Genomic DNA, 25,468 nt, shown 5'->3' with positions numbered 1-25,468 from the left:
CCCCGCCCGCTGGGGGGGGGGGGGCGCGGGGCCCCGTGCCCTGCCCACAATCCCCCCCCCCCCCCCCCCCCCCCCCCCCCCCCCCCGGGCCCCGCGTTTCTGTATAGATACCCCTGCAGCGATGAGGCCATCAAGGGCACTGCATCTACTTGCCGGGCACCAGGGTCAGGCGCTTGCTGCCATACACCCGCTCATAGTTCTGCCCCTGCAACGGCACGCTCTGGTATTGCCCGCGGAACCAGGCATCCAGTCCGTTGGCGAACTGCGGGCTGGCCGGGTTGCCGGACTGGCCGCTGCTGCTCAGCACCTGCAACGGCTCGACCTGGCCGAAATCCACCACCATGCGCTGTGCCGGTGCGAGTCTGGTCTTGAAGTCCTGGCCCCAGGCGAACGGCGAGGCGCTCAAGGTGCTGTGGTCGCCACCACTGGCCTGGGCGCGGCGATCGTGCTTGTCGCCGATACCGAACAGATTGGCCACCGGCCACTGGTACTGGTGCAGCCGCCCCCATTGCCAGCTGCGCCGATCCGCCCCCATTTCCTTCTCGCCCGCACTGATGGCTGCCGCCAGGCTGCGGGCAAGGATGGTCGGCTTGTCTTCCACCGCCGGCGTCGTACGGTCGTCCCAGAACGGGCTGTCGTCACGCCCCAGCAGGTGGTCGGCCTGGGCCGAATAGGACAGCCGCGCATTGGCGACGAACGCCTGCCACGCCGGGCTGGATTCCGGACCCAGTTCGTCGAGGAAGGTCAGGCGCGTGCTTTCCTGCAGGAACAGCTCGTAGATCGCCGCGTCCGCCGAGGTCTGGCTCAGGCGGCCGTCGAAGGCCATCAGCCGGGTGTAGGCTTCGCGGGCCTTGGCCTTCTGCTCGATCGGCAGGGCGTCGATGGCTTTCTTCAGGGCCTGGGCCATGCCCGGGGCCTCGAACATCGCCTTGAGCTTGGCGGCGAACAGGGTGGTCTGGTCATTCTGCATCGCGATCAGGCTGCGCGCGTCGTGCTTGCCATTCCCGGCCAGTTGCGCCAGGCGTTCGGCGCGTTCCGGGTAGGACCAGCTGTTGGACAACTGCATGCCGTAGCCACGCGGCGCGCTGCGCTGGGCGGCGTTGCCCAGCCAGCCTTGCGCCGGGTCCTGGTCGTAGGGGTGGAGCATGGCGTCGGCGAAACCGTCCCAGTCGTAGCGGCTTTCCCAGCCCGGCGACGGCACCAGGCCCTGGCCTTCGCGGCGGTTCGGGTAGCGTCCGGTCAGTTGCCAGCCGACGTTGCTGGCATCGGCGAAGACCATGTTCAGCGGTACCGCGCCGATTTCCCGGGCGGCATCGAAGGCGCGCTCGACGTTGCGTGCCCGCGACAGGTCGAAGAACGCATCCAGGCTCTTGTCGCCCTTGAGGTCAGGCATCTTCAGCGCCAGGCCGAGACCGCCCTGGACGCCGGTGAGCAGGGCGCCGTGGCCGGTTTCGTAGATCACTTCGCGCTGGGCGCCACGGCCCTTGATGAAATAGGTTTCGTTGCGCACCCGCGCGTTCTGCCAGCGGCCGTCCACCTCGTACTGCACCTGGCTGCCCTGGCGGCGCAGTTTCTCCAGGTACAGGTCCTGGTTGTCGCCCATGGCGGTGCTGCCGCTCCAGGCCAGGGCGCCGTTGAATCCGGAGAGGATCATCGGCAGGCCAGGCAGGCTGAAGCCGGCGGCCTGGTACTTGCTGGTGCGGATCTGCACCGGGCTGAGCGCCCACGCGCCCTGGTTGTCGCTGGCCAGCAGGCTCTTGCCGCTGCGGCTGCGTTGCGGGGCGATGGCCCAGCTGGCCGAATTGGCGCTGCCCAGCACATTGAACGCCGCCAGCTGTTCGCTGACCGCCGCCACCGGCGCCAGGCCGGCGAGCTGGTTGAGCGCGACGCCCTTGAGCTTGGCCGCCTCGGCCTCGTTCAGGGGTTCGTCCGGGTAGTTCGGCAGCAGCCAGGCGAGCTTGTCGGCACCGACTTTCTGCGCCAGGGTCAGGGCGGCGATCTCTTCTTGCAGGTTGACCGACTGGCTGAAGCTGTACAGGGCGAAGACCAGCGCCGAGTCCTCGGCCTTCCAGTATTCCGGACGGTAGCCGGCCACCGGCGACGGCAGCTTTTCGCGGTAACGGAACAGGTAGGCGTTGACCCCGCGGGCGTACACCTCGAAGAAGCGCTTCAGGCGCGGCGACGCGTCCGCGTAGAGCTGGTTGGCGCTCTGCCGCAGGTTGCTGGCGCGCATGAACCGGTCGATTTCCAGGGCGTCGGCGCCGGCCATCTCGGACAGGCGACCCTGGGCCAGCAGGCGCATGCCGAGCATCTGCCCGATACGGTCCGAGGCATGCACGTAGCCGAGGGTGAACAGGGCGTCATGGAAGGAGCTGCTTTCGATCAGCGGCAGGCCCTGGGCGCTGCGCCGTACCGAAACGTTCTGCGCCAGGCCCTTGAGCGGCTGCACCCCGACGGTGGGCGGCACGCTGTCGGCAAGGTTGCCGGTCTGGCAACCGGCCAGGCCGAGCGCGGCCGCGGCGACGCCGAGGCGAAGACGGGAAAGGGAAAAGGCTGGCGAGGCCATGGCAAGGCTCCTGCAAGGGGGTGTCGGCGAAAGGCGCTACGTTAGTGAGCGCTCGCGCGGGGTGCAAGCAGGGGCGGGCGCTTTATTTTCAAAGCGCCGCGCCGGCCGTCGGGCTTATTTCTGCGGCGGGTTGATGCTGTCGACCAGGGCGTAGGCGCGCTGGGTCGCCGGACGCGCCTGAATTCGCTCGAACCAGGCCTTCACGTGGGGGAAGTCGTTCAGGTCCTGCTGCTGGAAGGTGTGCGGCACGATCCATGGATAGATGGCCATGTCGGCGATGCTGTAGGCCTCGCCGGCGACGAACGGTCGGTCGGCCAGGCGCTTGTTCAGCACCCCGTAAAGGCGCGCGGTCTCGTCGACGTAGCGCTTGATCGCGTAGGGCACCTTTTCCGGGGCGAAACGCACGAAGTGGTGGTTCTGCCCGGCCATCGGGCCGAGGCCACCCATCTGCCAGAACAGCCATTGCAGGGCTTCCTGGCGGCCACGCAGGTCCTGTGGAATGAACTGGCCGGTCTTCTCGGCGAGGTAGAGCAGGATCGCGCCGGACTCGAACAGCGACAGCGGCTGGCCGTCGGCCGTGTCGTTGTCGACGATGGCCGGGATGCGGTTGTTGGGGGCGATCTTCAGGAAGTCGGCGGCGAACTGTTCGCCCTTGCCGATATTGATGGGGTGGATCCGGTAGGGAAGGCCGGTCTCCTCAAGGAACAGCGTGATCTTGTGGCCGTTGGGGGTGGTCCAGTAATACAGATCGATCATGAGGCGCTCCGTCAGGAGACGGCAGCGGGGGAGGCGCTGCCGTCGGTCTGCCGCGCTGGCGCGCAGCGGTCGGCGTAATGGATATCACAAAGCCAGACCGCTGTTACAGGGCGACACACTCAGGCGCCGTGGCACTTCTTGAATTTCTTCTCGCTGCCGCAGGGGCAAGGATCGTTGCGGCCGACGTCCTTCAGGGCGTTGCGCACCGGCTCCTGGTGACCGTGGTTGCAGTGCGGGCCATGCACGTGGCCGTGGTCATGGTCGTGGTGATGATGGTCGTGGTCGTGGTTGCAGTCAGGACCGTGGACGTGGGGTTGCTGGGTCATTGCGGGTTACTCCGGGACAAAATCGCCGGGGATTATCTCACCACTGCGCGACAAGTGCAGGTCGTGGGTGAAGATAATCCGCGGTTCAGTTCGCTACGTAGCTCGAACAGCACTTCTTGAATTTCTGTCCGCTGGCGCAGGGGCAGGCATCGTTGCGCCCGGCCTTGAGGCCGACGGTGGGGTCGATGAAGTACCAGCGACCCTGGTTCTGCACGAAGGCCGAGCGCTCGCGGTGGCTGTGCTCGCCGTCGAGGTCGTGCCAGCGCGCGGTGAAGGTGACGAAGGCATGCTCGGGCTGGCCGCCGAACACCTCCGCCGACTCCACCTCCAGGCCTAGCCAGGTGCTCTGCGCGCTCCAGGCGGCGATGCCCTGGCGGTCGAGTCCGGCCTGTTGCACTGGCAGGGTGGTGGCCACCAGGTAGTCCACCAGGCCCAGCACGTAGGCGCTGTAGCGCGAACGCATCAGGGCCTGGGCATCCGGGGCCGGCTGGCCGGCGTGATAATGCCCGCAGCAGGCGTCCAGCAGGTTGCCGCTGCCGCAGGGACAAACCGAAACACTCATCGCGTCACCACCAGTACTTGCCGAAGTTTTGCGGATTGGCCCAGAACTTGGCGTTGAGCCAGTCCGGGACCTGCTTGTAGTCGCGCAGATCGTAGGTGTACAGGCCGAGCACCTGGTCCTCGCGCTGGAAGCGTTCGTTGGCCTGCAGGGCCAGGGCATAGAAGTCGGTGTCGCCCCAGCCGCTGGCGGCCAGGTCGGCGAGCACGGCAATCCGGCTGGCATTCAGGTTGCGGATGCCGCCGATCAGCTCCAGGCCGTTGCGCTTGGGCAGATGCTCCAGGCAGTCCACCAGCAGGGCAAGGTCGTAGCGCTTGCCGGCCAGGTCCGCCGGTAGCGGGCCAGGGGCGGCGACGTCGATGCTGGCCTGCGGATGCGCCGTGGCGAAGGCGTCGAGGGCGGGGAAACGCGTGCCTACCAGCAGCAGGCGCTGCGGGGCATGGTGTTCGAGCAGCGCCGCCAGGGCCTGTTGCGGCGTGCGCGAAGAAAAGCTTTCGGTCATCGAAGTTCCTCATCTGATCCCGCCAAGACTAGCGGGCAACAACGCCAAGGCAAAGAGGCGTCATGGCTTATTGCTGGCGGAGATGGATTCAGCCGTCTTTACTGCCAATGATCGGTTTCGTACCGAATTCCCCCCATGGAGAAGCAACAGATGAGCATAGTTCGCACAGCTTTACCTCTGGTTCTGCTGACCAGCGTATTGACTGGTTGTGCAGGTTTGCAAAAAACCGACTGGCCGAAGTGTGCAGCCGTCGGGGGCGTCGGCGGTGCCGCGCTGGGCGCGATCGAGAGCAGCAGTTGGGCCGGTTGGGGCGCATTGATCGGTGGTGGCCTGGCGGCTGGTTACTGCTGGGCCCACGGCGATGGCGACGAAGACGGCGATGGCGTGCCGGACAGCCGCGACAAGTGCCCTGGCACCCCGCGTGGCGTGCAGGTCGATGCCAACGGGTGCCCGCCTGAACCGGTAGCGCCACCGGTGGTGGAAGAAGTGGTGGTCGTGAAGGAAGAAACCATTGTCATCCGTGACGTGCACTTTGCTTTCGACTCCGACAAGCTCACCGCCAACGACAAGCAGCGTCTGAACGTGATTGCCGAACGCCTGCGCAAGGAATCGGCGAGCGCCCGCCTGACCGTGACCGGCCACACCGACAGCGTTGGCTCGGACACCTACAACCAGCGTCTGTCCGACAAGCGTGCGCACTCGGTGGTCCGTTACCTGGTCGAGAGTGGTGTGCCGCAAGCCAGCTTCGTTTCGGTCAGCGGCGCAGGCGAAAGCCAGCCCGTAGCCGACAACAAGACGGCAGACGGCCGTGCGCAGAACCGTCGTACCGAGATCAAGATCCAGCGTTGAAAACCTTGCGGCCCGTGGCTTGTGAAGTGCCACGGGCCGGTCTTTACTCCTGTGGGACTGGTATCAGCCGGTAACACAGGAGCATTTCCCCATGACCGTACTTACCAAGGTCGCGCTGCCCGTGCTGTTGGCGGCTGGCCTGCTCTCAGGATGTGCAACCCACAGCGACGGCGGTGCGCCGCTCAACCAGCACAACTGGCCGATCTGCAGCCTGCTCGGCGGGCTGGTCGGTGGCGGCCTCGGCGCCATCGAAAGCTCGGCCTGGGCGGGTGGCGGCGCGGCAGCCGGTGCCATTGCCGGTGGGTTGATCTGTTTTGCCCAGGATGGCGACGAGGACGGTGATGGGGTATTCGACCGCCGCGACCGCTGCCCGGATACGCCGAAGGGTACGCCGGTGGAGCACAACGGCTGCCCGACACCGCAGTATCCGCCGGCCCAGCCCGTGGCCGAGCCGCAGGCGACGCCTGCAGAAGTCATCACCCTCAGTGACCAGGGCAACGTACTGTTCGCCTTCGACTCCGCCGAGCTGACCGCCGCCGCGCAGCAACAGTTGCAGGGCTTGCTGGAGCGCCTGAACAATCCGCAGGTGCGCACCATCCGCGTGGTCGGGCATACCGACAGCAAGGGCACCGATGCCTATAACCAGGGGCTGTCCGAGCGTCGTGCGGCGAGTGTCGCCAAGTACCTGATCAACGCTGGCGTCTCGCCGCAGAAGGTCAGCAGCGAAGGTCGCGGTGAAATGGAGCCGGTGGCCGACAACGAAACCGACGAAGGGCGTGCGCAGAATCGCCGGGTCGAGCTGCACCTCAATTGATCGACGGGGCGTCAGCGGCTATGGTGGCGGTCTGTCTCCTGGCGGGCTGCCACGGCTGACGCGAACCATTGAAGAGGTGATGCCATGAAAGGCTTGCTGGGAATCTTCAAGGCCCTGACCGTGGTGTTCTGGTGGGTGGTGCTGGTCAATCTGCTGATACCCGCGGAACGACCCTTCCACCAGCTGATCAACCTGGCCGGGGCGGCGTTGCTGGGGCTGCATGTGCTCGAAGTGCTGTTCTACAACGGTCGCCTGCGCGAGCGCAGCCATCGCTGGTTCGACCGCCTGCAGATCCTGCTGGTGGGCATCTTCCATATTCTTTCCATCCCCGCACCCCGCAAGGAAGTACCGCATGCGTAAGCTGATGCTGTTGACCGCGTTGTTCAGCCCGCTGGTGCTGGCCGATTCCCTGAGCGTGGCACCCCATTCGGTGCTGCGCCTGGCGAACAAGGCCAGTGTCGTTCACCTGCAGCAGATCGACGTGGCGGACTCCGCCACCCTGGTGTTGCCCGCCAGCCTGGTGGAATTACGGGTCGATCAGTTGACGCTGGGACGTGATGCGCGGATTTCCGTGGTGTCGGCCGATGATCCGCTGCGCATCGAGGTGGCCCGGGCGCAACTGGCCGAGGGCAGCCTGATCACCGCTACCGGGGCGGCGGGCAACTATCAACGTGCGGCCCGACCGGGGCGCAGCCTGGACCTGCGCTTGCGCGCCCTGCAGGCACCGCTGCTGGCCATCGATGCCCGCGGTGGTGCGGGTGCACCTGGGTATGCCGGCCTGGATGGTGGCAACGGCGAGGCCGGTGGCTGCACCTGGGGCTCGGCCAGCCGCGGTGCCAATGGCGACGATGGCGGCAACGGGCATGACGGTGCGGCGGGCGGCCGCGTGCACCTGGCATTGCCGGCGGATTATCCGGCGGAGCAGATCAAGGTTCGTCTCGACGGCGGCGCGCCGGGTGTCGCGGGCGCGCCAGGCAAGGCGGGGCAGGGCGGTGCGAGCAAGGGCTGCCTGGTGTATCGCACCGAGGCCGGGGCGAATGGCCGGCCCGGGGTGGCCGGGCAGCCGGGGATGGCGGGGGCGGCTGGAGAGTTGAACGTTCAGCGCCTCTGATCTTCTCTATCCATCAAGGGGCTCATCGCCGGCGATGAGCCCCTTTAATCAAAACGACAACCTTGAAGCCGCCACCAGCACCACGGTAATCCCCAGCAGCAGGTTGATCCCCACCATCTTGCGGATTCGCCCCAGTGCCGCAGCTCCTGCCGCCCAGTCACCCGCCTCCACCGCTTTGCGCAACTCCGGCAGCAACAGGCTCTGGATCCGCATGAACAGCGCGAACATCGCGATCCCCCCACCGATCATCACCTGCACATGGCGCGGTGCCGTATCCAGTGTGCCGAAGTGCATGTGCAACATGCCGACACCACTTACTGCCAGGACCAGGATCGAGATCCACACCCAGCTGAAGAAACGCGGAAACACCTCCACCCACAACTGCAGGCGGGCCGGGCCTTCGAGCACCGTGGCGGCCGCCGGGCGCAGGACCATCCAGGCGAAGAACATGCCGCCGACCCAGACCAGGGCGGCCAGGACATGCAGGCTATAAGGAAGGGCAAAGGCGGTCATCGGGCACTCCAGTCAGCGCAAAGGGCAATTGGCGGGTATGATAGCCGGCTCACCGAAAACACTGAAAATATATCCAGCCCTCCACGGGCGCCCGAGACCATGATCAGCAACGAACTCAAGTCCCAGATTCAGGGCGCCTACTCGCGTTTTCTCGAAGCCAAGAGCCTCAAGCCACGCTATGGCCAGCGCCTGATGATCGCCGAAGTCGCCAAGGTGCTGGGCGACATCGACGTCGATGACGAAGGCCGGCGCAGCGGCGACCCGGCCGTGGTGGCGGTGGAGGCCGGCACCGGTACCGGCAAGACCGTGGCCTACAGCCTGGCCTCGATCCCCGCAGCCAAGGCTGCGGGCAAGCGCCTGGTGATCGCCACCGCCACCGTCGCCCTGCAGGAACAGATCGTGTTCAAGGACCTGCCGGACCTGATGCGCAACAGCGGCCTGAACTTCAGCTTCGCCCTGGCCAAGGGGCGCGGCCGCTACCTGTGCCTGTCCAAGCTCGACCTGCTGCTGCAGGAAGGCCATGCACAGAGCGCCACCGCGCAGCTGTTCGAGGAAGAAGGCTTCAGGATCGAGGTGGACGAGGCCAGCCAGAAGCTGTTCAACAGCATGATCGAGAAGCTCGCCGGCAACCGTTGGGACGGCGACCGCGACAGCTGGCCCACCGCCCTGGAAGACCAGGACTGGGCGCGGGTGACCACCGACCACAGCCAGTGCACCGGCCGCCATTGCCCGAACTTCGGCCAGTGCACCTTCTACAAGGCCCGCGAAGGCATGGGCAAGGTCGACGTGATCGTCACCAACCACGACATGGTCCTCGCCGACCTGGCCCTGGGCGGCGGCGCCGTGCTGCCGGACCCGCGCGACACCATGTACGTGTTCGACGAAGGCCACCACCTGCCGGACAAGGCCATCGGCCACTTCGCCCACTACAGCCGCCTGCGCTCCACCGCTGACTGGCTGGAGCAGACCGCCAAGAACCTCACCAAGCTGCTGGCCCAGCACCCGTTGCCGGGCGACCTGGGCAAGTACATCGAGCAGGTGCCGGAGTTGGCCCGCGAGATCAAGAACCACCAGCAGTTCATGTTCGCCGCCTGCGAGCAGGTGGCCGACTTCCGTCCCGGCGAGGACGCCGAAGGTCGCGAGCGCCCGCGCTACCGCTTCGTTGGCGGGGTGGTGCCGGAGCACATCCGCGAGATCGGCATCGAACTGAAGAAAGGCTTCGCCCGTCTCAACGACCTGTTCACCCGCCTGGCCGACCTGCTCAAGGAAGGCATGGATGGCGAGGTCAACATCGGCATCGCCAGCCACCAGGCCGAGGAGTGGTACCCGCTGTTCGGCACCCTGCTGACCCGCGCCCAGGGCAACTGGGAGCTGTGGACCGCCTTCACCGCCGAAGACCCGGAAGACAGCCCGCCCATGGCGCGCTGGCTGACCCTGGCCGAGAGCGGGGCGCTGTTCGACATCGAGGTCAACGCCAGCCCGATCCTTGCCGCCGAGATGCTCCGGCGCAACCTGTGGAACGTCGCCCACGGCGCTCTGGTGACCTCGGCGACCCTGACCGCGCTGGGCACCTTCGACCGTTTCCGCATGCGCTCCGGCCTGCCCAAGGCAGCGGTCACCGCCGTGGTGCCGAGCCCGTTCCACCATACCGATGCCGGCGTGCTGCGGGTGCCCGACCTGCGCGCCGACCCCCGGGACGCCGCCGCCCACACCGCGGCGATCATCCGCGACCTGCCGGAGCTGGTGGAAGGCTCGCGAGGCTCGCTGGTGCTGTTTTCCTCGCGCAAGCAGATGCAGGACGTGTTCGACGGCCTTGACCGCGACTGGCGCAAGCAGGTGTTCATCCAGGGCAACCTGTCCAAGCAGGAGACCCTCAACAAGCACAAGGCGCGGGTCGATGGTGGCGATTCCAGCGTGCTGTTCGGCCTCGCCAGCTTCGCCGAAGGTGTCGACCTGCCAGGGGCCTACTGCGAGCACGTGGTGATCGCCAAGATCCCCTTCGCCGTGCCGGATGACCCGGTGGAAGCGGCGCTGGCCGAGTGGATCGAGGCCCGTGGCGGCAACCCGTTCATGGAGATCGCCGTGCCGGATGCCTCGCTCAAGCTGATCCAGGCCTGCGGGCGCTTGCTGCGTACCGAGGAAGACCGCGGCATCATCACCCTGCTGGACCGCCGGGTGGTCACCCAGCGCTATGGCAAGGCTATCCTCAACGCGTTGCCGCCTTTCCGTCGGGAGATTTCCTGAGGCCCGATCGCTGGCAAGCCAGCTCCTCCAGGTACCGCAATCCCTGTGGGAGCTGGCCCGCCAGCGATGAGGCCCTCGACAACACAAAAAATCTTTTGCCCCGAATGCTGTCAATTCACCGGAATCAAGGTCTTAACCAGACCCTCAAGGAGAATCACACCCCCATGCTGCGCCGTACCCTTCCCGCCGCCCTCGCCCTGTTGATCAGCCAACCCCTGCTGGCCGGGCAACAGACGCTGTTCAACTTCGTGCGCCCGACCTCGGTGGTCAGCGTGGCGACCGGGGATGCCAGCCTGCCGCAGTACAACGCGGAGCAGACGGCCGAAGGCGAGGTGCTGCGCCGCGTGGTATTCAACCCGGCGCAGCGTCCCAACCTGCGGATGAGCCCGCAGGCCGGCGTGTGGGACTGGTCGGCGCAGAGGGCCCTGACCCTGCGCTTGCAGAGCGGTATGGACTGGGCCCTGACGGTCAACGTCAGCATCGAGAGCGCCGACGGCAAGACCCTCACCAGCCGCATCGACCTGCCCGCAGGCCCGGCGCAGACCGTGGTCATCCCGCTGCAGGCCAGTTCGCCGCTCAGCCAGGGCATGCGCGCCGGCCCGCCGATGCCCTGGACCTTTGAAGGCCAGCGCGTGCTGCTCACCAGCAGCAGCGGCGAGCTGGACCTGAGCCAGGTCACCGCCGTGACGCTGTCGATGAACCAGCCGAACGTGGCCCAGAGCGTGCTGGTCGAGAAGATCAACCTGCAGGACGATGACAATCTGCAGAAAGCCGCCTACACCGGGCTGATCGACGGCTACGGCCAGTCTGCCCGCGGCCGCTGGCCGGAAAAGGTCGGCAATGACGAACAACTGAAAAGCGCCGCCGCCAGGGAGCAGCAACAGCTCAAGAGCTGGCTGGCCGAGCGCCAGAAACAACCCCTGGATCGCTTCGGCGGCTGGACCGGCGGACAGACCTTCGATGCCAAGGGCTTCTTCCGCACGGTCAAGCGCGATGGCCGCTGGTACCTGGTGACGCCGGAAGGCCATCCTTTCTATTCCCTGGGCGTCAACGCGGTGAACGACGAACCCGGCCGCACCTACGTGGCCGGGCGCGAAAGCATGTTCAGCGAGCTGCCTGCCGCGGATTCGCCACTGGCGGCGTTCTATGGCGAGGGCAACAACAACGACGGCAACGCGTCGTCCAAGGGGCGTGGTTTCAACCAGGGCCGCTGGTTCGACTTCTATGCCGCCAACCTCGAACGCAGTTACGGCAAACCCTGTGTGAAATCCGCCGCAGAGCCGTGCCCGACGCCCACTATCGATGCCGGCCGCTGGCAGACCCACACCCTCGACCGCCTGCAGGCCTGGGGTTTCAACACCCTTGGCAACTGGAGTGAGCCGAGCCTGGAGAAAGCGCAGCGAGTGCCCTACACCCTGCCGCTGGCCATCGTCGGCGACTACGCCAGCATCAGCACCGGCATGGACTGGTGGGGCGCCATGCCCGACCCGTTCGATCCGCGCTTCGCCATGGCTACCGAGCGCGCCGTGGCCATCGCCGCTCGCGATCACCGTGACGACCCATGGCTGATTGGCTACTTCGCCGACAACGAGCTGGCCTGGGCCGCCCCTGGTGACGATCCCAAGTCGCGCTACGGCCTGGCCTACGGCACCCTGCGCCTGACCACCGACGTCCCGGCCAAGCGCGCCTTCCTCAAGCAGTTGCGCGACAAGTACCGCAACCAGGAAGGCCTGTCCAAGGCCTGGGGCATCCAGCTGAGCGCCTGGGAACTGATGGAAGACCCGGGCTTCGAGCCGCCGTTGCCGAGCCCCGAGCACCCCGAGATCGAGGAAGACTTCAAGCACTTCCAGCGCTCCTTCGCCGATGCCTACTTCAAGACCATCTCCGATGCGCTGAAATGGCACGCGCCGAACCACCTGTTGCTGGGCGGTCGCTTCGCCGTCACCACGCCGGAAGCGGTGGCGGCCTGCGCCCAGTACTGCGACGTGCTGAGCTTCAACTTCTATACGCCCAAACCCCAGGACGGCTACGACTTCGCCCAGTTGCGGGCGCTGGACAAGCCGATCCTGGTGTCCGAGTTCCACTTCGGCTCCCGCGACCGCGGGCCGTTCTGGCCGGGGCCGATGGAAGTTGCCCGCGAGGAAGATCGCGGTCCGGCCTACGGCGCATTCCTCAAGGCAGCCTTGGCTGAACCTGCCATCGTCGGCGCGCACTGGTTCCAGTTCTTCGACCAGCCGGCCAGCGGGCGCGTGCTCGATGGCGAGAATGGCCACTTCGGCCTGGTGGGCATCACCGACGTGCCGTACCAAGGCTTCATCGATCAGGTACGCAAGGCCAACCTGCAGGTGGAGAAGGAGATCGTCGGCACGGCGCACAAGCCGGAAGGCGAGGCGGCAAAGTGATTCGCTGAGCCGACGCGGCGCCTTGCAGGCGCTGGCTTGCCTTGATGAATAGTGGGCATTGTCCGACCCGCGTCTGTTCCCAAATCCCTCGCGGGCTGAAACAATGCCCGCCACTTTTCAGACAGGTTGTGCAGGAGTCGCCGGGTGCAGATTCAGGGTCATTTCGAGCTCAAGTTCGAAGCGGTGCGCGAGGCCTTCGCGGCCCTCTTCGATGATCCCCAGGAGCGCGGCGCGGCATTGTGCATCCAGGTTGGCGGCGAGACGGTGCTGGACCTCTGGGCCGGTACTGCCGACAAGGACGGCCAGGAGGCCTGGCACAGCGATACCATCGCCAACCTGTTCTCCTGCACCAAGCCGTTCGCCGCCGTCACCGCCCTGCAACTGGTGGGCGAGGGCAAGCTGCAACTGGACGCCCCGGTGGCCCGCTACTGGCCCGAGTTCGCCCAGGCCGGCAAGGAGGCAGTGACCCTCCGCCAGTTGCTGTGCCACCAGGCCGGCCTGCCGGCGATCCGCGAACTGCTGCCCGCTGAAGCGCTTTACGACTGGCAGGCCATGGTCGATGCGCTGGCCGCCGAGGCGCCGTGGTGGACGCCGGGCACGGCCCATGGCTACGCGGCGATCACCTACGGCTGGCTGGTCGGCGAACTGATTCGCCGTGTCGATGGCCGCGGCCCGGGCGAGTCCATCGTCGCCCGCACGGCCAGGCCGCTGGGCCTGGATTTCCACATCGGCCTGGACGACGCCGAGTTCCACCGCGTCGCCCATATCGCCCGCGGCAAGGGCAATCTCGGCGATGCCGCGGCGCAGCGCCTGCTCAAGGTCACCATGACCGAGCCCCAGGCCCTGTCGACCCGCGCCTTCACCAACCCGCCGGCGATCCTCACCAGCACCAACAAACCGGAGTGGCGGCGCATGCAGCAGCCCGCGGCGAATGGTCACGGCAATGCCCGCAGCCTCGCTGGCTTCTATGCCGGCCTGCTCGACGGCAGCCTGCTGGAGTCGGACCTGCTCGACGAACTGACCCGCGAACACAGCCTGGGCGAAGACAAGACCCTGCTCACCCAGACCCGTTTCGGCCTCGGCTGCATGCTCGACCAGCCGCAGGTGGCCAACGCCACCTTCGGCCTCGGCGCCCGTGCCTTCGGCCATCCGGGGGCGGGGGGCTCGGTCGGTTTCGCCGACCCGGAACATGACGTCGCTTTCGGTTTCGTCACCAACACCCTGGGCCCCTACATCCTCATGGACCCCCGTGCGCAAAAACTGGTGCGGGTCCTGGCGACCTGCCTTTGATCGGCTGGCCCTGTACTCAGGGCCGCCGTTGGCTATTCTGCAACCACTTCATTTGTATTTTTCTTTCATTTTCATGGTGTATCGCTGATGTCTTCACACAAAACCTTAGCTCTCGCCCTGTGCCTGGCCATCACCGGCTGCGCCCAGCATCCCCAGAACGACAGCGCCGACGGCGGTAGCAGCTGGTGGCCGTTCGGCTCGGACAAGGTGGCCGACAAGGAAGTGAAGGACGCCGTCAACGAGAAAGTCGCCAAGGCCGAGGCCAAGGCGGAAGCCAAGTCCGAGGGCGGTAGCTGGTGGTGGCCATTCGGCGGTAGCGACGACAAGGCCGCCGAGAAGAGCGCCGCCGTGCCGAAGATCGACACCAAGGCCACCCAGGCCTGGCTGGACAGCTACGAGCCGAAGCTGCGCGAAGCGATCAAGGACAGCAAGCTGGAACTGGAGCGCCGCGAAGACGTGCTGGTGGTGACCCTGCCGGTGGACAGTGGCTACAACCCGGACCGCCCGGCGATGCTCCTGCCGATCTCCCTTGCGCCTATCACCCGGGTCGCCAAGCTCGTCGAGACCGACACCAAGACCGCCGTGCTGATCCTCGGCCATGCCGACAGCAGCGGCGCCGCTGCCGCCAACCAGAAACTCAGCCTGGAGCGCGCGGCATCGGTCTCGGCAATCTTCCGTCTCAGCGGCCTGCAGCGTGACCGCCTGAACCTGCGTGGCATGGGCTCGGTGGCACCGCGCGCGGCCAACGACAGTGCGCAAGGCCGTTCGCTGAACCGCCGGGTGGAAATGATCCTGACCCCGCAGGCCACCATGGTTGCGCTGGTCGCCAAGTACCGCCAGCCAACCCCGAGCCCGGCCGAACTGGTTGCCGTGCAGGACGCCAAGCCGGCCGCTGCTGCCGCCAAGCCTGCGGCCAAAGCGGCAGCCAAGGCTCCGGCCAAGGCGGCTGCGGCGAAGAAAGCAGCCCCGGCGAAAACCGCTGCGGCCCCGAAAAAAGCGGCTCCAGCCAAACCGGCTGCGAAAAAAGCCGAGCCCGCGGCGAAGAAGGTCGCGGCCAACAACAGCCCTGCGAAGACCAACTGATCCTCTCAAGGAACGCTGTAGATGACTCAATCCCTGGCTGATATGCGCCGTGACTACACCCGCGATGGCCTGGCCGAGGCGCAGGCCCCGGCCGAGCCCTTTGCCCTGTTCCACCAGTGGTTCGCCGACGCGGTGAAAACCGAACAGGCGCCGGTGGAGGCCAACGCCATGACCCTGGCCACCGTCGACGAGCAGGGCCGGCCGCATTGCCGCGTCCTGCTGCTCAAGGGCCTGGACGAACACGGCTTCACCTTCTTCACCAACTACGAGAGCGCCAAGGGCCAGCACCTGAAGGTCAATCCGTTCGCGGCGATGACCTTCTTCTGGCCGGCGCTGGAGCGCCAGGTGCGCATCGAGGGCAAGGTGGTGAAAGTGTCGCCGGAGGAATCCGATGCCTATTACCAGGTGCGTCCACTGGGCAGCCGCCTGGGCGCCTGGGCGTCACCGCAGAGCCGGGTGATCGCCGATCGCGGCGAACTGGAAGACCTGCTCAAGGCCACCGAACAGCGTTTCAGCGACAGCCAGCCGCATTGCCCGGAACACTGGGGTGGCTATCGCCTGCTGCCGGAGCGCATCGAATTCTGGCAGGGTCGTGCGAGCCGCCTGCATGACCGTCTCAACTATCGCCTGGAAGCAGGCGCCTGGGTGCGCGAGCGCCTGGCGCCTTAAGCGTTGTATCCGGCGGCCTCGCGTTCCAGCCAGGCCGCCAGCTCTTTCCGTTTGACCTTCTGCGCCCTGGCGGCGTCCAACCTCTGCAGCATGAACGCACGCTTGTCCTGGTCCTTGCCGGCAAAGGACAAGGCCAGGTCGCGGTCGGTCCAGCGACGGATCCGCACATACAGCCAACCGTGGAAATACAGGCCGGCCACGGTGGTGATGGCGATGATGAAGTAATCCATGTCTATTCTTGTTTCCCAAGTCTTCTGAAGGTTCAGGGCCTGCTGCCTGTACTGAAGCTGAATGGAAGCAATTTTTCCCTGGGCGCATCGTGACAGTCGTCAATGCGCGCAGTCTAATGAGCACCTGTCTTTAAGGAGATGATCCTATGCGTAAATCTGTACTGCTGGTCGCATCGTTCACCACGATGTCGTTGCTGCTGGGCGGTTGTGCCTCCAACCTGTCCGGTGATTCCTATTCCCGGGACGAGGCGCGTCGCGTGCAGACCGTGCGCATGGGCACCATCGAATCCCTGCGTCCGGTGAAGATCGAAGGCACCAAGACCCCGATCGGCGGTGGCGCTGGTGCGGTCGTCGGTGGTGTCGCCGGTAGCGCCATCGGTGGCGGTCGCGGCAGTATCGTCGCGGCGGTGATCGGTGCGGTCGCTGGTGGCCTGGCGGGATCCGCCGCCGAAGAAGGCCTGACCCGTACCCAGGGCGTGGAAATCACCGTGCGTGAAGACGACGGCAGCATGCGCGCCTACGTGCAGCAGGTTCAGGAAAACGAGATTTTCCGGGTCGGTGAGCGCGTGCGCATCATGACCGTCAACGGCACCAGCCGCGTCAGCCACTGAACGCTGGCGGCAACAACGAAAAACCCCGAGCCGGCTTGCGCCGCTCGGGGTTTTTTCTTGCCAGCGATCAGTTGGCGGGCTGTTTCGGACTGGACGCTGCGGTGATGGCGTAGCCGACGATCGCCGCGATGATCGAGCCGGTGAGGATACCCATGCGGTCCATGCCGGCATAGTCGCTGACCCCGGGCTCGAAGGCCAGGGAGCCGACGAACAGGCTCATGGTGAAGCCAATGCCGCAAAGGATTGCCACGCCGAGGATCTGCCCCCAGTTGGCCCCGACGGGCAGGGCGGCGAGACCGAGCTTGATGGCGATCCAGGTCAGGCCGAACACCCCGATGGTCTTGCCCGCCAGCAGGCCTATGGCAATGCCCATGGGCACGGCATGGGTGAAGCTCTCCAGGGTGACCCCGGCCAGGGACACGCCGGCGTTGGCGAAGGCGAACAGCGGCAGGATGCCGTAGGCCACCCAGGGATGCAGCGCGTGTTCCAGACTCAACAGCGGCGAGGTCTCGGCGTTGCGCGTGCGCAGTGGAATGCACAGGGCCAGGGTGACGCCGGCAAGGGTGGCGTGGACACCGCTCTTCAGCACGCAGACCCAGAGGATCAGGCCGATCACCAGGTACGGTCCGAGCCTGACCACCCCCAGCCGGTTCATCGCCACCAGCGCCGTCAGGCACGCTGCCGCCAGCATCAGCGAGAGGGTGGAGAGGGCGCCGGAGTAGAACAGGGCGATGATGATGATGGCGCCGAGGTCGTCGATGATCGCCAGGGTCATCAGGAACAGCTTCAGCGATACCGGCACGCGCTTGCCGAGCAAGGCCAGCACGCCGAGGGCGAAGGCGATGTCGGTGGCGGTGGGGATGGCCCAGCCGGCAATGGCGGCGGGGTTGTCGCGGTTGAGGAACCAGTAGATCAGCGCCGGCACCAGCATGCCGCCGATGGCCGCCGCGCCGGGCAGGACCACCTGGGACGGCTTGGACAGGTGGCCTTCCACCAGCTCGCGCTTGACCTCCAGGCCGATGAGCAGGAAGAACAGGGCCATCAGGCCGTCGTTGATCCACAGCAGCAGCGGCTTGGCGATGCTCAGGGCCCCGATCTGCACGGCCACGGGCACTTCGAGCAGGCCGTTGTACAGCCACGACAGGGGTGAGTTGTTGACGATCAGGGCCAGGACCGCGGCGGCGATCAGCAGCAGGCCGCTGGCGGCTTCCAGTTGGAAGAATCGGGTGAAAGTGCTACGCAGAGGCAAGGTCGCTCCTCCATCGAATGGCAAAAAGGCTGACCACCCTAACGGGTTGTGTTATTCAATAAAATAAAAATTATATTCTTTTTTGTTATAAGCTATTTCAGTGTTTTCATGGCTATCGTGCTTTTCTGGCAAGCGCGTAGGAATTTGCTTGTATGGACGGTAGCTGCTTCTACAGTCTTTCGCTCCTGACGCCCGAGAACCGCCAATGAATCACCATCGCACCTGGGTCCGTGAAGCCATCCGCATCATCGAGGCCGATTTCCAGCGCAGCGCCGATACCCACCTGATTCCCCTGCCGATGGCCGGTTTCCCCGACGTCGACCTGTATTTCAAGGACGAGTCCAGCCATCCCACCGGCAGCCTCAAGCATCGCCTGGCCCGTTCCCTGTTCCTGTATGCGTTGTGCAACGGCTGGCTGCGGCCCGGCGCGCCGGTGATCGAGGCGTCCAGCGGTTCGACGGCGATTTCCGAGGCCTACTTCGCACGTCTGCTTGGCCTGCCCTTCATCGCGGTGATGCCGGCGACCACGTCGCGGGAAAAGATCGCCCAGATCGAGTTCTATGGCGGCCGGCCACACCTGGTGCAGGACCCGACGCAGATCTACGCCGAGTCCGAGCGCCTGGCGCGGGAGAGCGGCGGGCATTTCATGGACCAGTTCACCTACGCCGAACGCGCCACCGACTGGCGGGCGAACAACAACATCGCCGAGTCGATCTTCAGCCAGATGCACTTCGAGCGGCATGCCGAGCCGGCGTGGTTGATTTCCAGCCCGGGCACCGGCGGTACCACCGCGACCCTCGGACGTTACGTGCGCTATCGCCGGCATCCCACCCGGGTGCTGTGTGCCGATGCGGAGCGTTCGGTGTTCTTCGATTGCTATCGCACGGGGGATCGCTCGCTGCGTCTGGACTGCGGGTCGCGAATCGAAGGGATCGGGCGGCCGCGGGTCGAGGCGTCATTTTTGCCGGCGGTGATCGATGCCATGGTCAAGGTGCCTGACGCACTGTCCCTGGCGGCCATGCACTATCTGGCGCGGCGCCTGGGGCGGCGGGTCGGGGGATCGAGCGGGACCAACCTGGTCGGGGCGTTGCAGGCGGCGTTGCATATGCAATCGGCGGGGGAGTCCGGGTCGATCGTGGCGATTCTTTGTGACAGTGGGGAGCGCTATGCGACGACTTACTACGATGAGGAATGGCTGGGACAGCAGGGGCATGCGCTGGAGCCCCTGATCGAGGTGGTGGCGGGGTGCGTGGAGCAGGGCCGGGCGTTGCCGGAGACGGTGTTGCGCGAGGGAGTCTGAAGTCATGTGGTGTTGCTGACGGCCTCATCGCTGGCAAGCCCGCTCCCACAGGGTTCGCGGCGCACACAGAACCTGTGGGAGCCGGCTTGCCGGCGATGAGGCCCTGAAGCCCTACTCGGAAATCCCGAGCATGCTCTTGGCCACTGCTTCGGCGATGCGAATGCCATCGACCCCGGCCGAGAGAATTCCCCCGGCATAGCCCGCGCCTTCACCCGCCGGGAACAGTCCCTTCAGGTTCAGGCTTTGCAGCGTTTCATCACGGGTGATGCGCAGCGGCGACGAGGTGCGGGTCTCGATCCCGGTCAGAATCGCGTCGTGCAGGTTGTAGCCCTTGATCTGCCGGTCGAACGCCGGGATCGCTTCACGCAGGGCCTCGATGGCGAAGTCCGGCAGGCTCGGGGCCAGGTCGCCGAGGTTGATGCCCGGCTTGTAGGACGGCTCGACGCTACCCAGGGCGGTGGACGGACGTCCTGCAACGAAATCGCCTACCAACTGCGCCGGTGCCTGGTAGTTGCTGCCACCCAGGACATAGGCGAGCTCCTCCAGCCGCTCCTGCAACTCGATGCCGGCCAGCGGGCCGCCCGGGTAATCCTGCTCGGGGGTGATGCCGACCACGATGCCGGAGTTGGCGTTGCGCTCGTTGCGCGAGTACTGGCTCATGCCGTTGGTGACCACCCGGCCCGGTTCGCTGGTGGCGGCGACCACGGTACCGCCCGGGCACATGCAGAAGCTGTACACCGAACGGCCGTTCTTGGCGTGGTGCACCAGCTTGTAGTCGGCGGCGCCGAGTTTCGGGTGGCCGGCGTACTTGCCCAGGCGCGCCTTGTCGATCAGCGACTGCGGGTGCTCGATGCGGAAACCGATGGAGAACGGCTTGGCCTCCATGAACACGCCTTTGCCGTGGAGCATGCGGAAGGTGTCGCGGGCGCTGTGGCCGAGGGCCAGGACCACGTGACGCGAATGCAGCTCCTCGCCGTTGTGCAGGACCACGCCGTTGAGCTGGCCGTCCTCCATCAGCAGGTCGGTGACCTTGTGCTCGAAGCGCACTTCACCGCCCAGGGCGATGATTTCCTCGCGGATGTTCTCGACCATGCCGGTCAGGCGGAAGGTGCCGATATGCGGCTTGCTGACGTAGAGGATCTCGTCCGGCGCGCCGGCCTTGACGAACTCGTGCAGGACCTTGCGCCCGTAGTGCTTCGGGTCCTTGATCTGGCTGTACAGCTTGCCATCGGAGAAGGTCCCGGCGCCGCCTTCGCCGAACTGCACGTTGGACTCGGGATTGAGCACGCTCTTGCGCCACAGGCCCCAGGTGTCCTTGGTGCGCTGGCGTACTTCCTTGCCCCGTTCGAGGACGATCGGACGCAGGCCCGCCTGGGCCAGGATCAGGCCGGCGAAGATGCCGCAGGGGCCGAAGCCGACCACGATCGGCCGCTCGGCCAGGCCGCCTGCGGGCGCCACGCCCACCGGCTTGTAGCTGACATCCGGGGCGACGCCGACATTGTGGTCGTCGGCGAACCTGCGCAACACGGCGGCTTCGTCACGGACGGTGAGGTCGATGGCGTAGATGAACAGCAGTTCGGTGTTCTTCTTCCGCGCGTCGTAGCTGCGCTTGAAGATGGAGAAGTCGAGCAGCTCGGCGTCGTCGATACCCAGGCGTTGCACGATGGCCTCGCGCAGGGCCTCGTCGGGATGATCCAGCGGCAGCTTCAGTTCGGTGATTCGTAGCATGACAGGGTCCAGTATCCCGGCCATGGAAGGGCCGGCGGCTTTACACAAACCGCCAAGTATAAAGCTTTCGCCGGCCGGGCAGGCAGATTGAATATGCGCCGGTGGTCAGTCGTTGCGCGAGCCGCCGTAGTAACCGCAGCCCTGCAGGGTCTGGCCATCGATGCGCAGTTGCGCGGTCAGGTGGCTGACGCCGCCGGTGGCCACGTCGACGCAGCGTTGCGGGGCCAGCCACAGCTCGACCTTCTGGCCGTTGGCCTCGCTGCTGACGCTGATGCCCCCGCCGGGCATCTGCTCTTCCAGGTAGGGCAGGGCCAGTGGTGGCTGTTCGGGACGGTTGAGGACCATGCCCTGGCCGCTGACGTTCAGGTTCCAGAACGGCTCCTGGCCGAACGCGCGCAGGGTCAGGCGCTTGAAGTTGGGGTCGGTGCAGGCGCTGGACGAGTGTTCGACGCGATACAGCTGGTGCACGTTGAACTGGCCGTCGGCGCCTTTGTCCGCATTGGCGGACAGGGTTCCGCGCAGGTCGGCGAACAGCGTGCCGGGGGTGGCGGCGAGGGTGGCGGCTTCCTGGAGCAGGCCGGTGTTGCCAGCGTCGTTGACGACGAAGCGACGACTCTCGGTGCAGGGCTTGAACAGCAACTGGCCATTGGCTGCGCTGAGTTCGCCTTGCAGGCGGGTCATGCCAGCGGTGGAGACGGATTCCGGCTGGTCGGTGAGCAACTGGCAACCGGCGAACAGCGGCAGCAGGGCGGCGGCGAACAGGGAAGGGAGGATGCGCATTCGGGAAAACTCCGGATCTCGGCCAGAAAAGCTTTCAACGGTACGCAGGGTGGGGTGGGATCACAAGTGAAGTTGTGTCAGGGAAGTGTTCATGACCTGTAAGGGCCTATCGCTGGCAAGCCAGCTCCCACAGGGGCGGCGGTGTACGCGGTCACTGTAGGAGATGGCTTGCCAGCGATGAGGCCCGGGAGGTCAGCCGCCCAGGTAGGCGTCGCGCACCTTCGGATCAGTCAGCAGCGCTTCACCAGTCCCCTGCATCACCACCCGGCCGTTTTCCAGCACATAGGCACGGTCGGCGATCTTCAGCGCCTGGTTGGCGTTCTGCTCCACCAGGAACACGGTCACGCCATCGCGGCGCAGCTGTTCGATGATGTCGAAGATCTGCTGGATGATGATCGGCGCCAGGCCCAGGGACGGCTCGTCGAGCAGCAGCAGCTTGGGCTTGCTCATCAGCGCGCGGCCGATGGCGAGCATCTGCTGCTCGCCGCCGGACATGGTGCCGCCACGCTGGCTGTAGCGTTCCTTCAGGCGCGGGAACAGTTGCAGGACCTTGTCCAGCTGCTCCTGGTAATCGCCCTTGTCGGTGAAGAAACCGCCCATCGCCAGGTTTTCCTCGACGGTCAGGCGCGAGAACACACGGCGGCCCTCAGGGACCACGGCGATGCTCTTGCGCATGATGTGCGAGGACGGCTGGCCAACCAGCTCTTCGCCCAGGTAGCGGATGCTGCCGCTGTGGGCCTGCGGCGAACCGCAGAGGGTCATCAGCAGGGTCGACTTGCCGGCACCGTTGGCGCCGATCAGGGTGACGATCTCGCCCTGATTGATTTCCACATTGACCGAGTGCAGCGCCTGGATCTTGCCATAGAAGGTGGAAACGTTTTCGAACTGCAGCATTTACGCTTCCCCCAGGTAGGCTTTGATCACATCAGGGTTGTCACGGATCTGTTCCGGCGTGCCATCGGCCAGCGGCGTGCCCTGGTTGATCACGACGATATGGTCGGAAATGCTCATGACCAGCTTCATGTCGTGTTCGATCAGCAGCACGGTGACGTCATGGGACTCGCGCAGGTAGGCGATCAGTGCCTTGAGATCCTCGGTTTCCTTGGGGTTGAGGCCGGCTGCGGGCTCGTCGAGCATGATGATCCGCGGCTGGGTCATCATGCAGCGGGCGATTTCCAGGCGGCGCTGCTGACCATAGGCCAGGGTCCCGGCGGTACGGTTGGCGAACTCGGTCAGGTTGACCTTGTCCAGCCAGTACAGCGCACGCTCCATCGCTTCCTTCTCGCTGCGGCGGAAGGACGGGGTCTTGAACAGACCGGCGAAGAAGTTGGTGTTGAGGTGACGGTGCTGGGCAATCAACAGGTTTTCCAGCGCGGTCATTTCCTTGAACAGACGCACGTTCTGGAAGGTCCGCACCACGCCCTTGCGGGCGATCTGATGGCCGGCAAGGCCCTGGATCGGCTGGCCATCGAGGAGGATGGTGCCGCCGCTGGGTTTGTAGAAGCCGGTCAGGCAGTTGAACACCGTGGTCTTGCCGGCGCCGTTCGGGCCGATCAGGGCAACCACCTGTTTTTCCTTGACGGTCAGGGCCACGCCGTTGACCGCCAACAAGCCGCCGAAGCGCATGCTCAGGCCGCTGACTTTCAGAATTTCGCGGCTCATCGACGCAGCTCCATGTGTGGACGTTGCATAGGCAGCAGGCCCTGCGGACGCCAGATCATCATCAACACCATCAGGGCGCCGAACATCAGCATGCGGTACTCGCTGAAGTCACGCATCAGCTCGGGCAGCAGGATCATCACGATGGCCGCGAGGATCACGCCCAGCTGGGAGCCCATGCCGCCGAGGACGACGATGGCGAGGATGATCGCCGATTCGATGAAGGTGAAGGATTCCGGGGTCACCAGGCCCTGGCGGGCGGCGAAGAAGCTACCGGCGAAACCGGCGAAGCAGGCACCCAGGGTGAACGCCGAGAGCTTGATCACGGTGGGGTTCAGGCCCAGCGCGCGGCAGGCGATCTCGTCTTCACGCAGCGCTTCCCAGGCACGCCCGATCGGCATGCGCAGCAGGCGGTTGATGACGAACAGGGCCAGCAGGGCGAGGAGCAGGGCGACCAGGTAGAGGAAGATGACCTTGTTGATCGAGTTGTATTCGAGGCCGAAGAACTCGTGGAAGGTCTGCATCCCCTCGGCGGCCTTGCGTTCGAAGGTCAGGCCGAAGAAGGTCGGTTTCTCGATGTTGCTGATGCCGTTCGGACCACCGGTCCATTCGGTCAGGTTGCGCAGGAACAGGCGGATGATCTCGCCGAAGCCGAGGGTCACGATCGCCAGGTAGTCACCACGCAGGCGCAGCACCGGGAAGCCCAGCAGGAAGCCGAAGGTGGCCGCCATCAGGCCGGCGATCGGCAGGCATACCCAGAAGCTCAGGCCGAAGTAGTGCGAGAGCATCGCGTAGCTGTAGGCGCCGACGGCGTAGAAGCCGACGTAACCCAGGTCGAGCAGGCCCGCCAGGCCGACCACGATGTTCAGGCCGAGGCCGAGCAGGACGTAGATCAGGATCAGGGTGGCGATGTCGACCGCGCCGCGCGAGCCGAAGAACGGCCAGACCAGGGCGACCACGATGAGGCCGAGGATGATGTAGCGCTGGGTCTTCGGCAGGGTCAGCCAGTTGCTCACCTTCGGCGGCACCAGCGGACCACGGTCGCGGGAACGCATCACCGCGCTCCACTGCTTGTCGAACAGCACGCGCAGGAACATCAGCACCGAACACAGGGCAATGACGCCGAGGGTGAAGGGGCCCTGGCCGTGCACTTCCAGGTTGATGCCGACGATGCTGAGTTTCAGGCCGAGTACCGGGAAGGCCACGGCCCAGACCAGCAGGGCGCTGAAGAACGCCGCTTTGAGATGTCTGTTCATACTTTCTCAACCTCCGGACGGCCGAGGATGCCGGTCGGACGGAACAACAGGACGAGAACCAGCAGGCCGAACGCAACGACGTCCTTGTACTGGTCACCGAAGATGTCAGCGCCGAAGGCTTCGGCCACACCCAGCACCAGGCCGCCGAGCATGGCGCCCGGGATGCTGCCGATGCCGCCGAGGACTGCCGCGGTGAAGGCCTTCAGGCCCACCAGGAAGCCGGCGTTGGGGTTGATCACGCCGTACTGCATGCTCAGCAGGACCGCGGCCACGGCGGCCAGGGCGGCACCGATGACGAAGGTCAGGGCGATGATGTTGTTGGTGTTGATGCCCAGCAGGTTGGCCATCTTGATGTCTTCGGCGCAGGCACGGCAGGCGCGGCCCAGGCGAGAACGGGAGATGAACAGGGTGAGGCCGGTCATGGCGATCAGGGTGACCACGAAGACCAGGATCTGCATGTAGGAAATCAGGACTTCCTCCGCGCCGCCCGGACCGAAGGAGATGCTCCCCGGGATCAGGTTGGGAATGGACTTGTCCTTGGAGTCCTGGGAAAGCAGCACGGTGTTCTGCAGGAAAATCGACATGCCGATGGCGGAAATCAGCGGGATCAGGCGGTTGCTGTTACGCAGCGGCCGGTAGGCGACCCGTTCGATACTGTAGCCGTAGGCACTGGTAACGACGATCGTCGCGATGAACGCGGCGGTCATCAGCAGCGGCAGTGAGTGGATGCCCATCATGGCCAGCCCGGCAAGGACGATGAAGGCCACGTAGGAACCAATCATGTACACCTCGCCATGGGCGAAGTTGATCATTCCAATGATGCCGTAAACCATTGTGTAGCCAATGGCTATCAAGGCATAGGTGCTGCCAATGGTCAGGCCATTAACCAGCTGTTGGAAGAAGTGATAGATCTCAGGCATTACAGCGCTCCTAAAAACCTGAATATGCATTTCGCTGGCGGGCTGTTGCCC

Annotated in this window: 25 protein-coding genes; 11 read left to right on the top strand and 14 right to left on the bottom strand. The window is 65.6% G+C overall.

Annotation, left to right across the window (positions count from 1 at the left end; all coding sequences use genetic code 11):
* Window positions 1-145: 145 nt before the first annotated feature.
* The 5 genes from V0R59_RS26975 to V0R59_RS26955 all read right to left on the bottom strand — a co-directional run bounded on the left by V0R59_RS26975 (window position 146) and on the right by V0R59_RS26955 (window position 4,709).
* Window positions 146-2,566, bottom strand: a complete 2,421-nt coding sequence (locus V0R59_RS26975; protein WP_330073519.1) for a penicillin acylase family protein — start codon at window positions 2,564-2,566, stop codon at window positions 146-148.
* A 114-nt stretch (window positions 2,567-2,680) separates the two neighbouring features.
* Window positions 2,681-3,322, bottom strand: a complete 642-nt coding sequence (locus V0R59_RS26970; RefSeq protein WP_330073520.1) for a glutathione binding-like protein — start codon at window positions 3,320-3,322, stop codon at window positions 2,681-2,683.
* 119 nt (window positions 3,323-3,441) lie between these two features.
* Entirely contained in the window at window positions 3,442-3,648 is a 207-nt protein-coding gene (locus V0R59_RS26965) for an SEC-C metal-binding domain-containing protein (RefSeq protein WP_330073521.1), read from the bottom strand.
* Window positions 3,649-3,733: 85 nt separating this feature from the next.
* Window positions 3,734-4,210: a YchJ family protein gene (locus V0R59_RS26960; RefSeq protein ID WP_330073522.1), complete on the bottom strand. Its 477-nt coding sequence runs from the start codon at window positions 4,208-4,210 to the stop codon at window positions 3,734-3,736.
* 4 nt (window positions 4,211-4,214) lie between these two features.
* On the bottom strand, window positions 4,215-4,709 hold the full coding sequence (locus V0R59_RS26955; protein ID WP_330073523.1) for a DUF6231 family protein: 495 nt from the start codon (window positions 4,707-4,709) through the stop codon (window positions 4,215-4,217).
* 150 nt (window positions 4,710-4,859) lie between these two features.
* Between V0R59_RS26955 and V0R59_RS26950 the strand changes: the two genes are divergently transcribed.
* From V0R59_RS26950 to V0R59_RS26935, 4 genes are all read left to right on the top strand, one after another.
* A complete protein-coding gene (locus V0R59_RS26950) occupies window positions 4,860-5,558 on the top strand; it encodes an OmpA family protein (RefSeq protein ID WP_330073524.1) in 699 nt (232 codons plus the stop codon).
* A 91-nt stretch (window positions 5,559-5,649) separates the two neighbouring features.
* Window positions 5,650-6,372: an OmpA family protein gene (locus tag V0R59_RS26945; RefSeq protein ID WP_330073525.1), complete on the top strand. Its 723-nt coding sequence runs from the start codon at window positions 5,650-5,652 to the stop codon at window positions 6,370-6,372.
* Between the two features lie 84 nt (window positions 6,373-6,456).
* Window positions 6,457-6,732, top strand: coding sequence for a DUF1145 domain-containing protein (locus V0R59_RS26940; protein WP_330073526.1), 276 nt, complete (start codon window positions 6,457-6,459; stop codon window positions 6,730-6,732).
* On the top strand, window positions 6,725-7,483 hold the full coding sequence (locus tag V0R59_RS26935; RefSeq protein ID WP_330073527.1) for a collagen-like triple helix repeat-containing protein: 759 nt from the start codon (window positions 6,725-6,727) through the stop codon (window positions 7,481-7,483). Before V0R59_RS26940 ends, V0R59_RS26935 begins: the two co-directional genes overlap by 8 nt.
* Before the next feature lie 48 nt (window positions 7,484-7,531).
* On the opposite strand, the gene V0R59_RS26930 is transcribed toward V0R59_RS26935, so the two are convergent.
* Entirely contained in the window at window positions 7,532-7,996 is a 465-nt protein-coding gene (locus V0R59_RS26930; protein WP_330073528.1) for a CopD family protein, read from the bottom strand.
* 99 nt (window positions 7,997-8,095) lie between these two features.
* On the opposite strand from V0R59_RS26930, the gene dinG reads away from it, so the two are divergent.
* The 5 genes from dinG (at window position 8,096) to pdxH (ending at window position 15,684) form a co-directional block, all read left to right on the top strand.
* A complete protein-coding gene (gene dinG / locus V0R59_RS26925; RefSeq protein ID WP_330073529.1) occupies window positions 8,096-10,240 on the top strand; it encodes an ATP-dependent DNA helicase DinG in 2,145 nt (714 codons plus the stop codon).
* 164 nt (window positions 10,241-10,404) lie between these two features.
* Window positions 10,405-12,642 (top strand): beta-galactosidase, encoded by a 2,238-nt coding sequence (locus tag V0R59_RS26920; RefSeq protein ID WP_330073530.1) that lies wholly within the window; start codon window positions 10,405-10,407, stop codon window positions 12,640-12,642.
* 144 nt (window positions 12,643-12,786) lie between these two features.
* Window positions 12,787-13,932 (top strand): serine hydrolase domain-containing protein, encoded by a 1,146-nt coding sequence (locus tag V0R59_RS26915; RefSeq protein ID WP_330073531.1) that lies wholly within the window; start codon window positions 12,787-12,789, stop codon window positions 13,930-13,932.
* Between the two features lie 87 nt (window positions 13,933-14,019).
* Window positions 14,020-15,015 carry an OmpA family protein gene (locus V0R59_RS26910; protein ID WP_330073532.1) on the top strand — a complete coding sequence of 332 codons (996 nt, stop codon included), beginning with the start codon at window positions 14,020-14,022 and terminating at the stop codon, window positions 15,013-15,015.
* Window positions 15,016-15,036: 21 nt separating this feature from the next.
* Window positions 15,037-15,684, top strand: coding sequence for a pyridoxamine 5'-phosphate oxidase (gene pdxH, locus V0R59_RS26905; RefSeq protein ID WP_330073533.1), 648 nt, complete (start codon window positions 15,037-15,039; stop codon window positions 15,682-15,684).
* Here pdxH and V0R59_RS26900 read toward each other — a convergent pair.
* Window positions 15,681-15,914: a hypothetical protein gene (locus tag V0R59_RS26900; protein ID WP_330073534.1), complete on the bottom strand. Its 234-nt coding sequence runs from the start codon at window positions 15,912-15,914 to the stop codon at window positions 15,681-15,683. The genes pdxH and V0R59_RS26900 overlap by 4 nt on opposite strands.
* A gap of 146 nt (window positions 15,915-16,060) precedes the next feature.
* Here V0R59_RS26900 and V0R59_RS26895 point away from each other — a divergent pair, with 146 nt between their 5' ends.
* Window positions 16,061-16,525 carry an outer membrane lipoprotein gene (locus V0R59_RS26895; RefSeq protein ID WP_009398593.1) on the top strand — a complete coding sequence of 155 codons (465 nt, stop codon included), beginning with the start codon at window positions 16,061-16,063 and terminating at the stop codon, window positions 16,523-16,525.
* Window positions 16,526-16,592: 67 nt separating this feature from the next.
* Here V0R59_RS26895 and nhaA read toward each other — a convergent pair whose 3' ends face one another.
* Window positions 16,593-17,774: a Na+/H+ antiporter NhaA gene (gene nhaA / locus V0R59_RS26890; protein WP_330073535.1), complete on the bottom strand. Its 1,182-nt coding sequence runs from the start codon at window positions 17,772-17,774 to the stop codon at window positions 16,593-16,595.
* A 205-nt stretch (window positions 17,775-17,979) separates the two neighbouring features.
* On the opposite strand from nhaA, the gene V0R59_RS26885 reads away from it, so the two are divergent.
* Window positions 17,980-19,074, top strand: coding sequence for a PLP-dependent cysteine synthase family protein (locus V0R59_RS26885; protein WP_330073536.1), 1,095 nt, complete (start codon window positions 17,980-17,982; stop codon window positions 19,072-19,074).
* A 111-nt stretch (window positions 19,075-19,185) separates the two neighbouring features.
* Here the strand turns inward: V0R59_RS26885 and V0R59_RS26880 are convergent, their stop codons facing one another.
* The 6 genes from V0R59_RS26880 to livH all read right to left on the bottom strand — a co-directional run bounded on the left by V0R59_RS26880 (window position 19,186) and on the right by livH (window position 25,417).
* Window positions 19,186-20,802 (bottom strand): NAD(P)/FAD-dependent oxidoreductase, encoded by a 1,617-nt coding sequence (locus tag V0R59_RS26880; protein WP_330073537.1) that lies wholly within the window; start codon window positions 20,800-20,802, stop codon window positions 19,186-19,188.
* Window positions 20,803-20,907: 105 nt separating this feature from the next.
* The gene (locus V0R59_RS26875) at window positions 20,908-21,582 is read right to left on the bottom strand and encodes a COG3650 family protein (RefSeq protein ID WP_330073538.1); all 675 of its coding nucleotides are present in this window, start codon (window positions 21,580-21,582) and stop codon (window positions 20,908-20,910) included.
* Between the two features lie 192 nt (window positions 21,583-21,774).
* Window positions 21,775-22,476 (bottom strand): ABC transporter ATP-binding protein, encoded by a 702-nt coding sequence (locus V0R59_RS26870; RefSeq protein WP_330073539.1) that lies wholly within the window; start codon window positions 22,474-22,476, stop codon window positions 21,775-21,777.
* Window positions 22,477-23,244, bottom strand: coding sequence for a high-affinity branched-chain amino acid ABC transporter ATP-binding protein LivG (livG, locus tag V0R59_RS26865; RefSeq protein WP_330073540.1), 768 nt, complete (start codon window positions 23,242-23,244; stop codon window positions 22,477-22,479).
* On the bottom strand, window positions 23,241-24,497 hold the full coding sequence (locus V0R59_RS26860; protein WP_330073541.1) for a high-affinity branched-chain amino acid ABC transporter permease LivM: 1,257 nt from the start codon (window positions 24,495-24,497) through the stop codon (window positions 23,241-23,243). Before V0R59_RS26860 ends, livG begins: the two co-directional genes overlap by 4 nt.
* Window positions 24,494-25,417, bottom strand: coding sequence for a high-affinity branched-chain amino acid ABC transporter permease LivH (livH, locus tag V0R59_RS26855; RefSeq protein WP_075804495.1), 924 nt, complete (start codon window positions 25,415-25,417; stop codon window positions 24,494-24,496). The genes V0R59_RS26860 and livH overlap by 4 nt, the downstream gene beginning before the upstream one ends.
* Window positions 25,418-25,468 lie beyond the last annotated feature (51 nt).

The sequence above is a fragment of the Pseudomonas ulcerans genome, assembly GCF_036324125.1.
Lineage (GTDB): Bacteria > Pseudomonadota > Gammaproteobacteria > Pseudomonadales > Pseudomonadaceae > Aquipseudomonas > Aquipseudomonas ulcerans.
This window is presented reverse-complemented; position numbering and strand designations above follow the sequence as displayed.

Coding starts and splice junctions, on each gene's coding strand:
- V0R59_RS26930 (WP_330073528.1), bottom strand. CDS start 7,996: ATGACCGCCTTTGCCCTTCCTTATAGCCTGCATGTCCTGGCCGCCCTG.
- livG (WP_330073540.1), bottom strand. CDS start 23,244: ATGAGCCGCGAAATTCTGAAAGTCAGCGGCCTGAGCATGCGCTTCGGC.
- dinG (WP_330073529.1), top strand. CDS start 8,096: ATGATCAGCAACGAACTCAAGTCCCAGATTCAGGGCGCCTACTCGCGT.
- V0R59_RS26885 (WP_330073536.1), top strand. CDS start 17,980: ATGAATCACCATCGCACCTGGGTCCGTGAAGCCATCCGCATCATCGAG.
- V0R59_RS26945 (WP_330073525.1), top strand. CDS start 5,650: ATGACCGTACTTACCAAGGTCGCGCTGCCCGTGCTGTTGGCGGCTGGC.
- V0R59_RS26965 (WP_330073521.1), bottom strand. CDS start 3,648: ATGACCCAGCAACCCCACGTCCACGGTCCTGACTGCAACCACGACCAC.
- V0R59_RS26975 (WP_330073519.1), bottom strand. CDS start 2,566: ATGGCCTCGCCAGCCTTTTCCCTTTCCCGTCTTCGCCTCGGCGTCGCC.
- V0R59_RS26955 (WP_330073523.1), bottom strand. CDS start 4,709: ATGACCGAAAGCTTTTCTTCGCGCACGCCGCAACAGGCCCTGGCGGCG.
- V0R59_RS26900 (WP_330073534.1), bottom strand. CDS start 15,914: ATGGATTACTTCATCATCGCCATCACCACCGTGGCCGGCCTGTATTTC.
- V0R59_RS26920 (WP_330073530.1), top strand. CDS start 10,405: ATGCTGCGCCGTACCCTTCCCGCCGCCCTCGCCCTGTTGATCAGCCAA.
- V0R59_RS26875 (WP_330073538.1), bottom strand. CDS start 21,582: ATGCGCATCCTCCCTTCCCTGTTCGCCGCCGCCCTGCTGCCGCTGTTC.
- V0R59_RS26870 (WP_330073539.1), bottom strand. CDS start 22,476: ATGCTGCAGTTCGAAAACGTTTCCACCTTCTATGGCAAGATCCAGGCG.
- V0R59_RS26860 (WP_330073541.1), bottom strand. CDS start 24,497: ATGAACAGACATCTCAAAGCGGCGTTCTTCAGCGCCCTGCTGGTCTGG.
- V0R59_RS26960 (WP_330073522.1), bottom strand. CDS start 4,210: ATGAGTGTTTCGGTTTGTCCCTGCGGCAGCGGCAACCTGCTGGACGCC.
- V0R59_RS26940 (WP_330073526.1), top strand. CDS start 6,457: ATGAAAGGCTTGCTGGGAATCTTCAAGGCCCTGACCGTGGTGTTCTGG.
- V0R59_RS26970 (WP_330073520.1), bottom strand. CDS start 3,322: ATGATCGATCTGTATTACTGGACCACCCCCAACGGCCACAAGATCACG.
- pdxH (WP_330073533.1), top strand. CDS start 15,037: ATGACTCAATCCCTGGCTGATATGCGCCGTGACTACACCCGCGATGGC.
- livH (WP_075804495.1), bottom strand. CDS start 25,417: ATGCCTGAGATCTATCACTTCTTCCAACAGCTGGTTAATGGCCTGACC.
- V0R59_RS26880 (WP_330073537.1), bottom strand. CDS start 20,802: ATGCTACGAATCACCGAACTGAAGCTGCCGCTGGATCATCCCGACGAG.
- V0R59_RS26950 (WP_330073524.1), top strand. CDS start 4,860: ATGAGCATAGTTCGCACAGCTTTACCTCTGGTTCTGCTGACCAGCGTA.
- V0R59_RS26910 (WP_330073532.1), top strand. CDS start 14,020: ATGTCTTCACACAAAACCTTAGCTCTCGCCCTGTGCCTGGCCATCACC.
- V0R59_RS26895 (WP_009398593.1), top strand. CDS start 16,061: ATGCGTAAATCTGTACTGCTGGTCGCATCGTTCACCACGATGTCGTTG.
- V0R59_RS26935 (WP_330073527.1), top strand. CDS start 6,725: ATGCGTAAGCTGATGCTGTTGACCGCGTTGTTCAGCCCGCTGGTGCTG.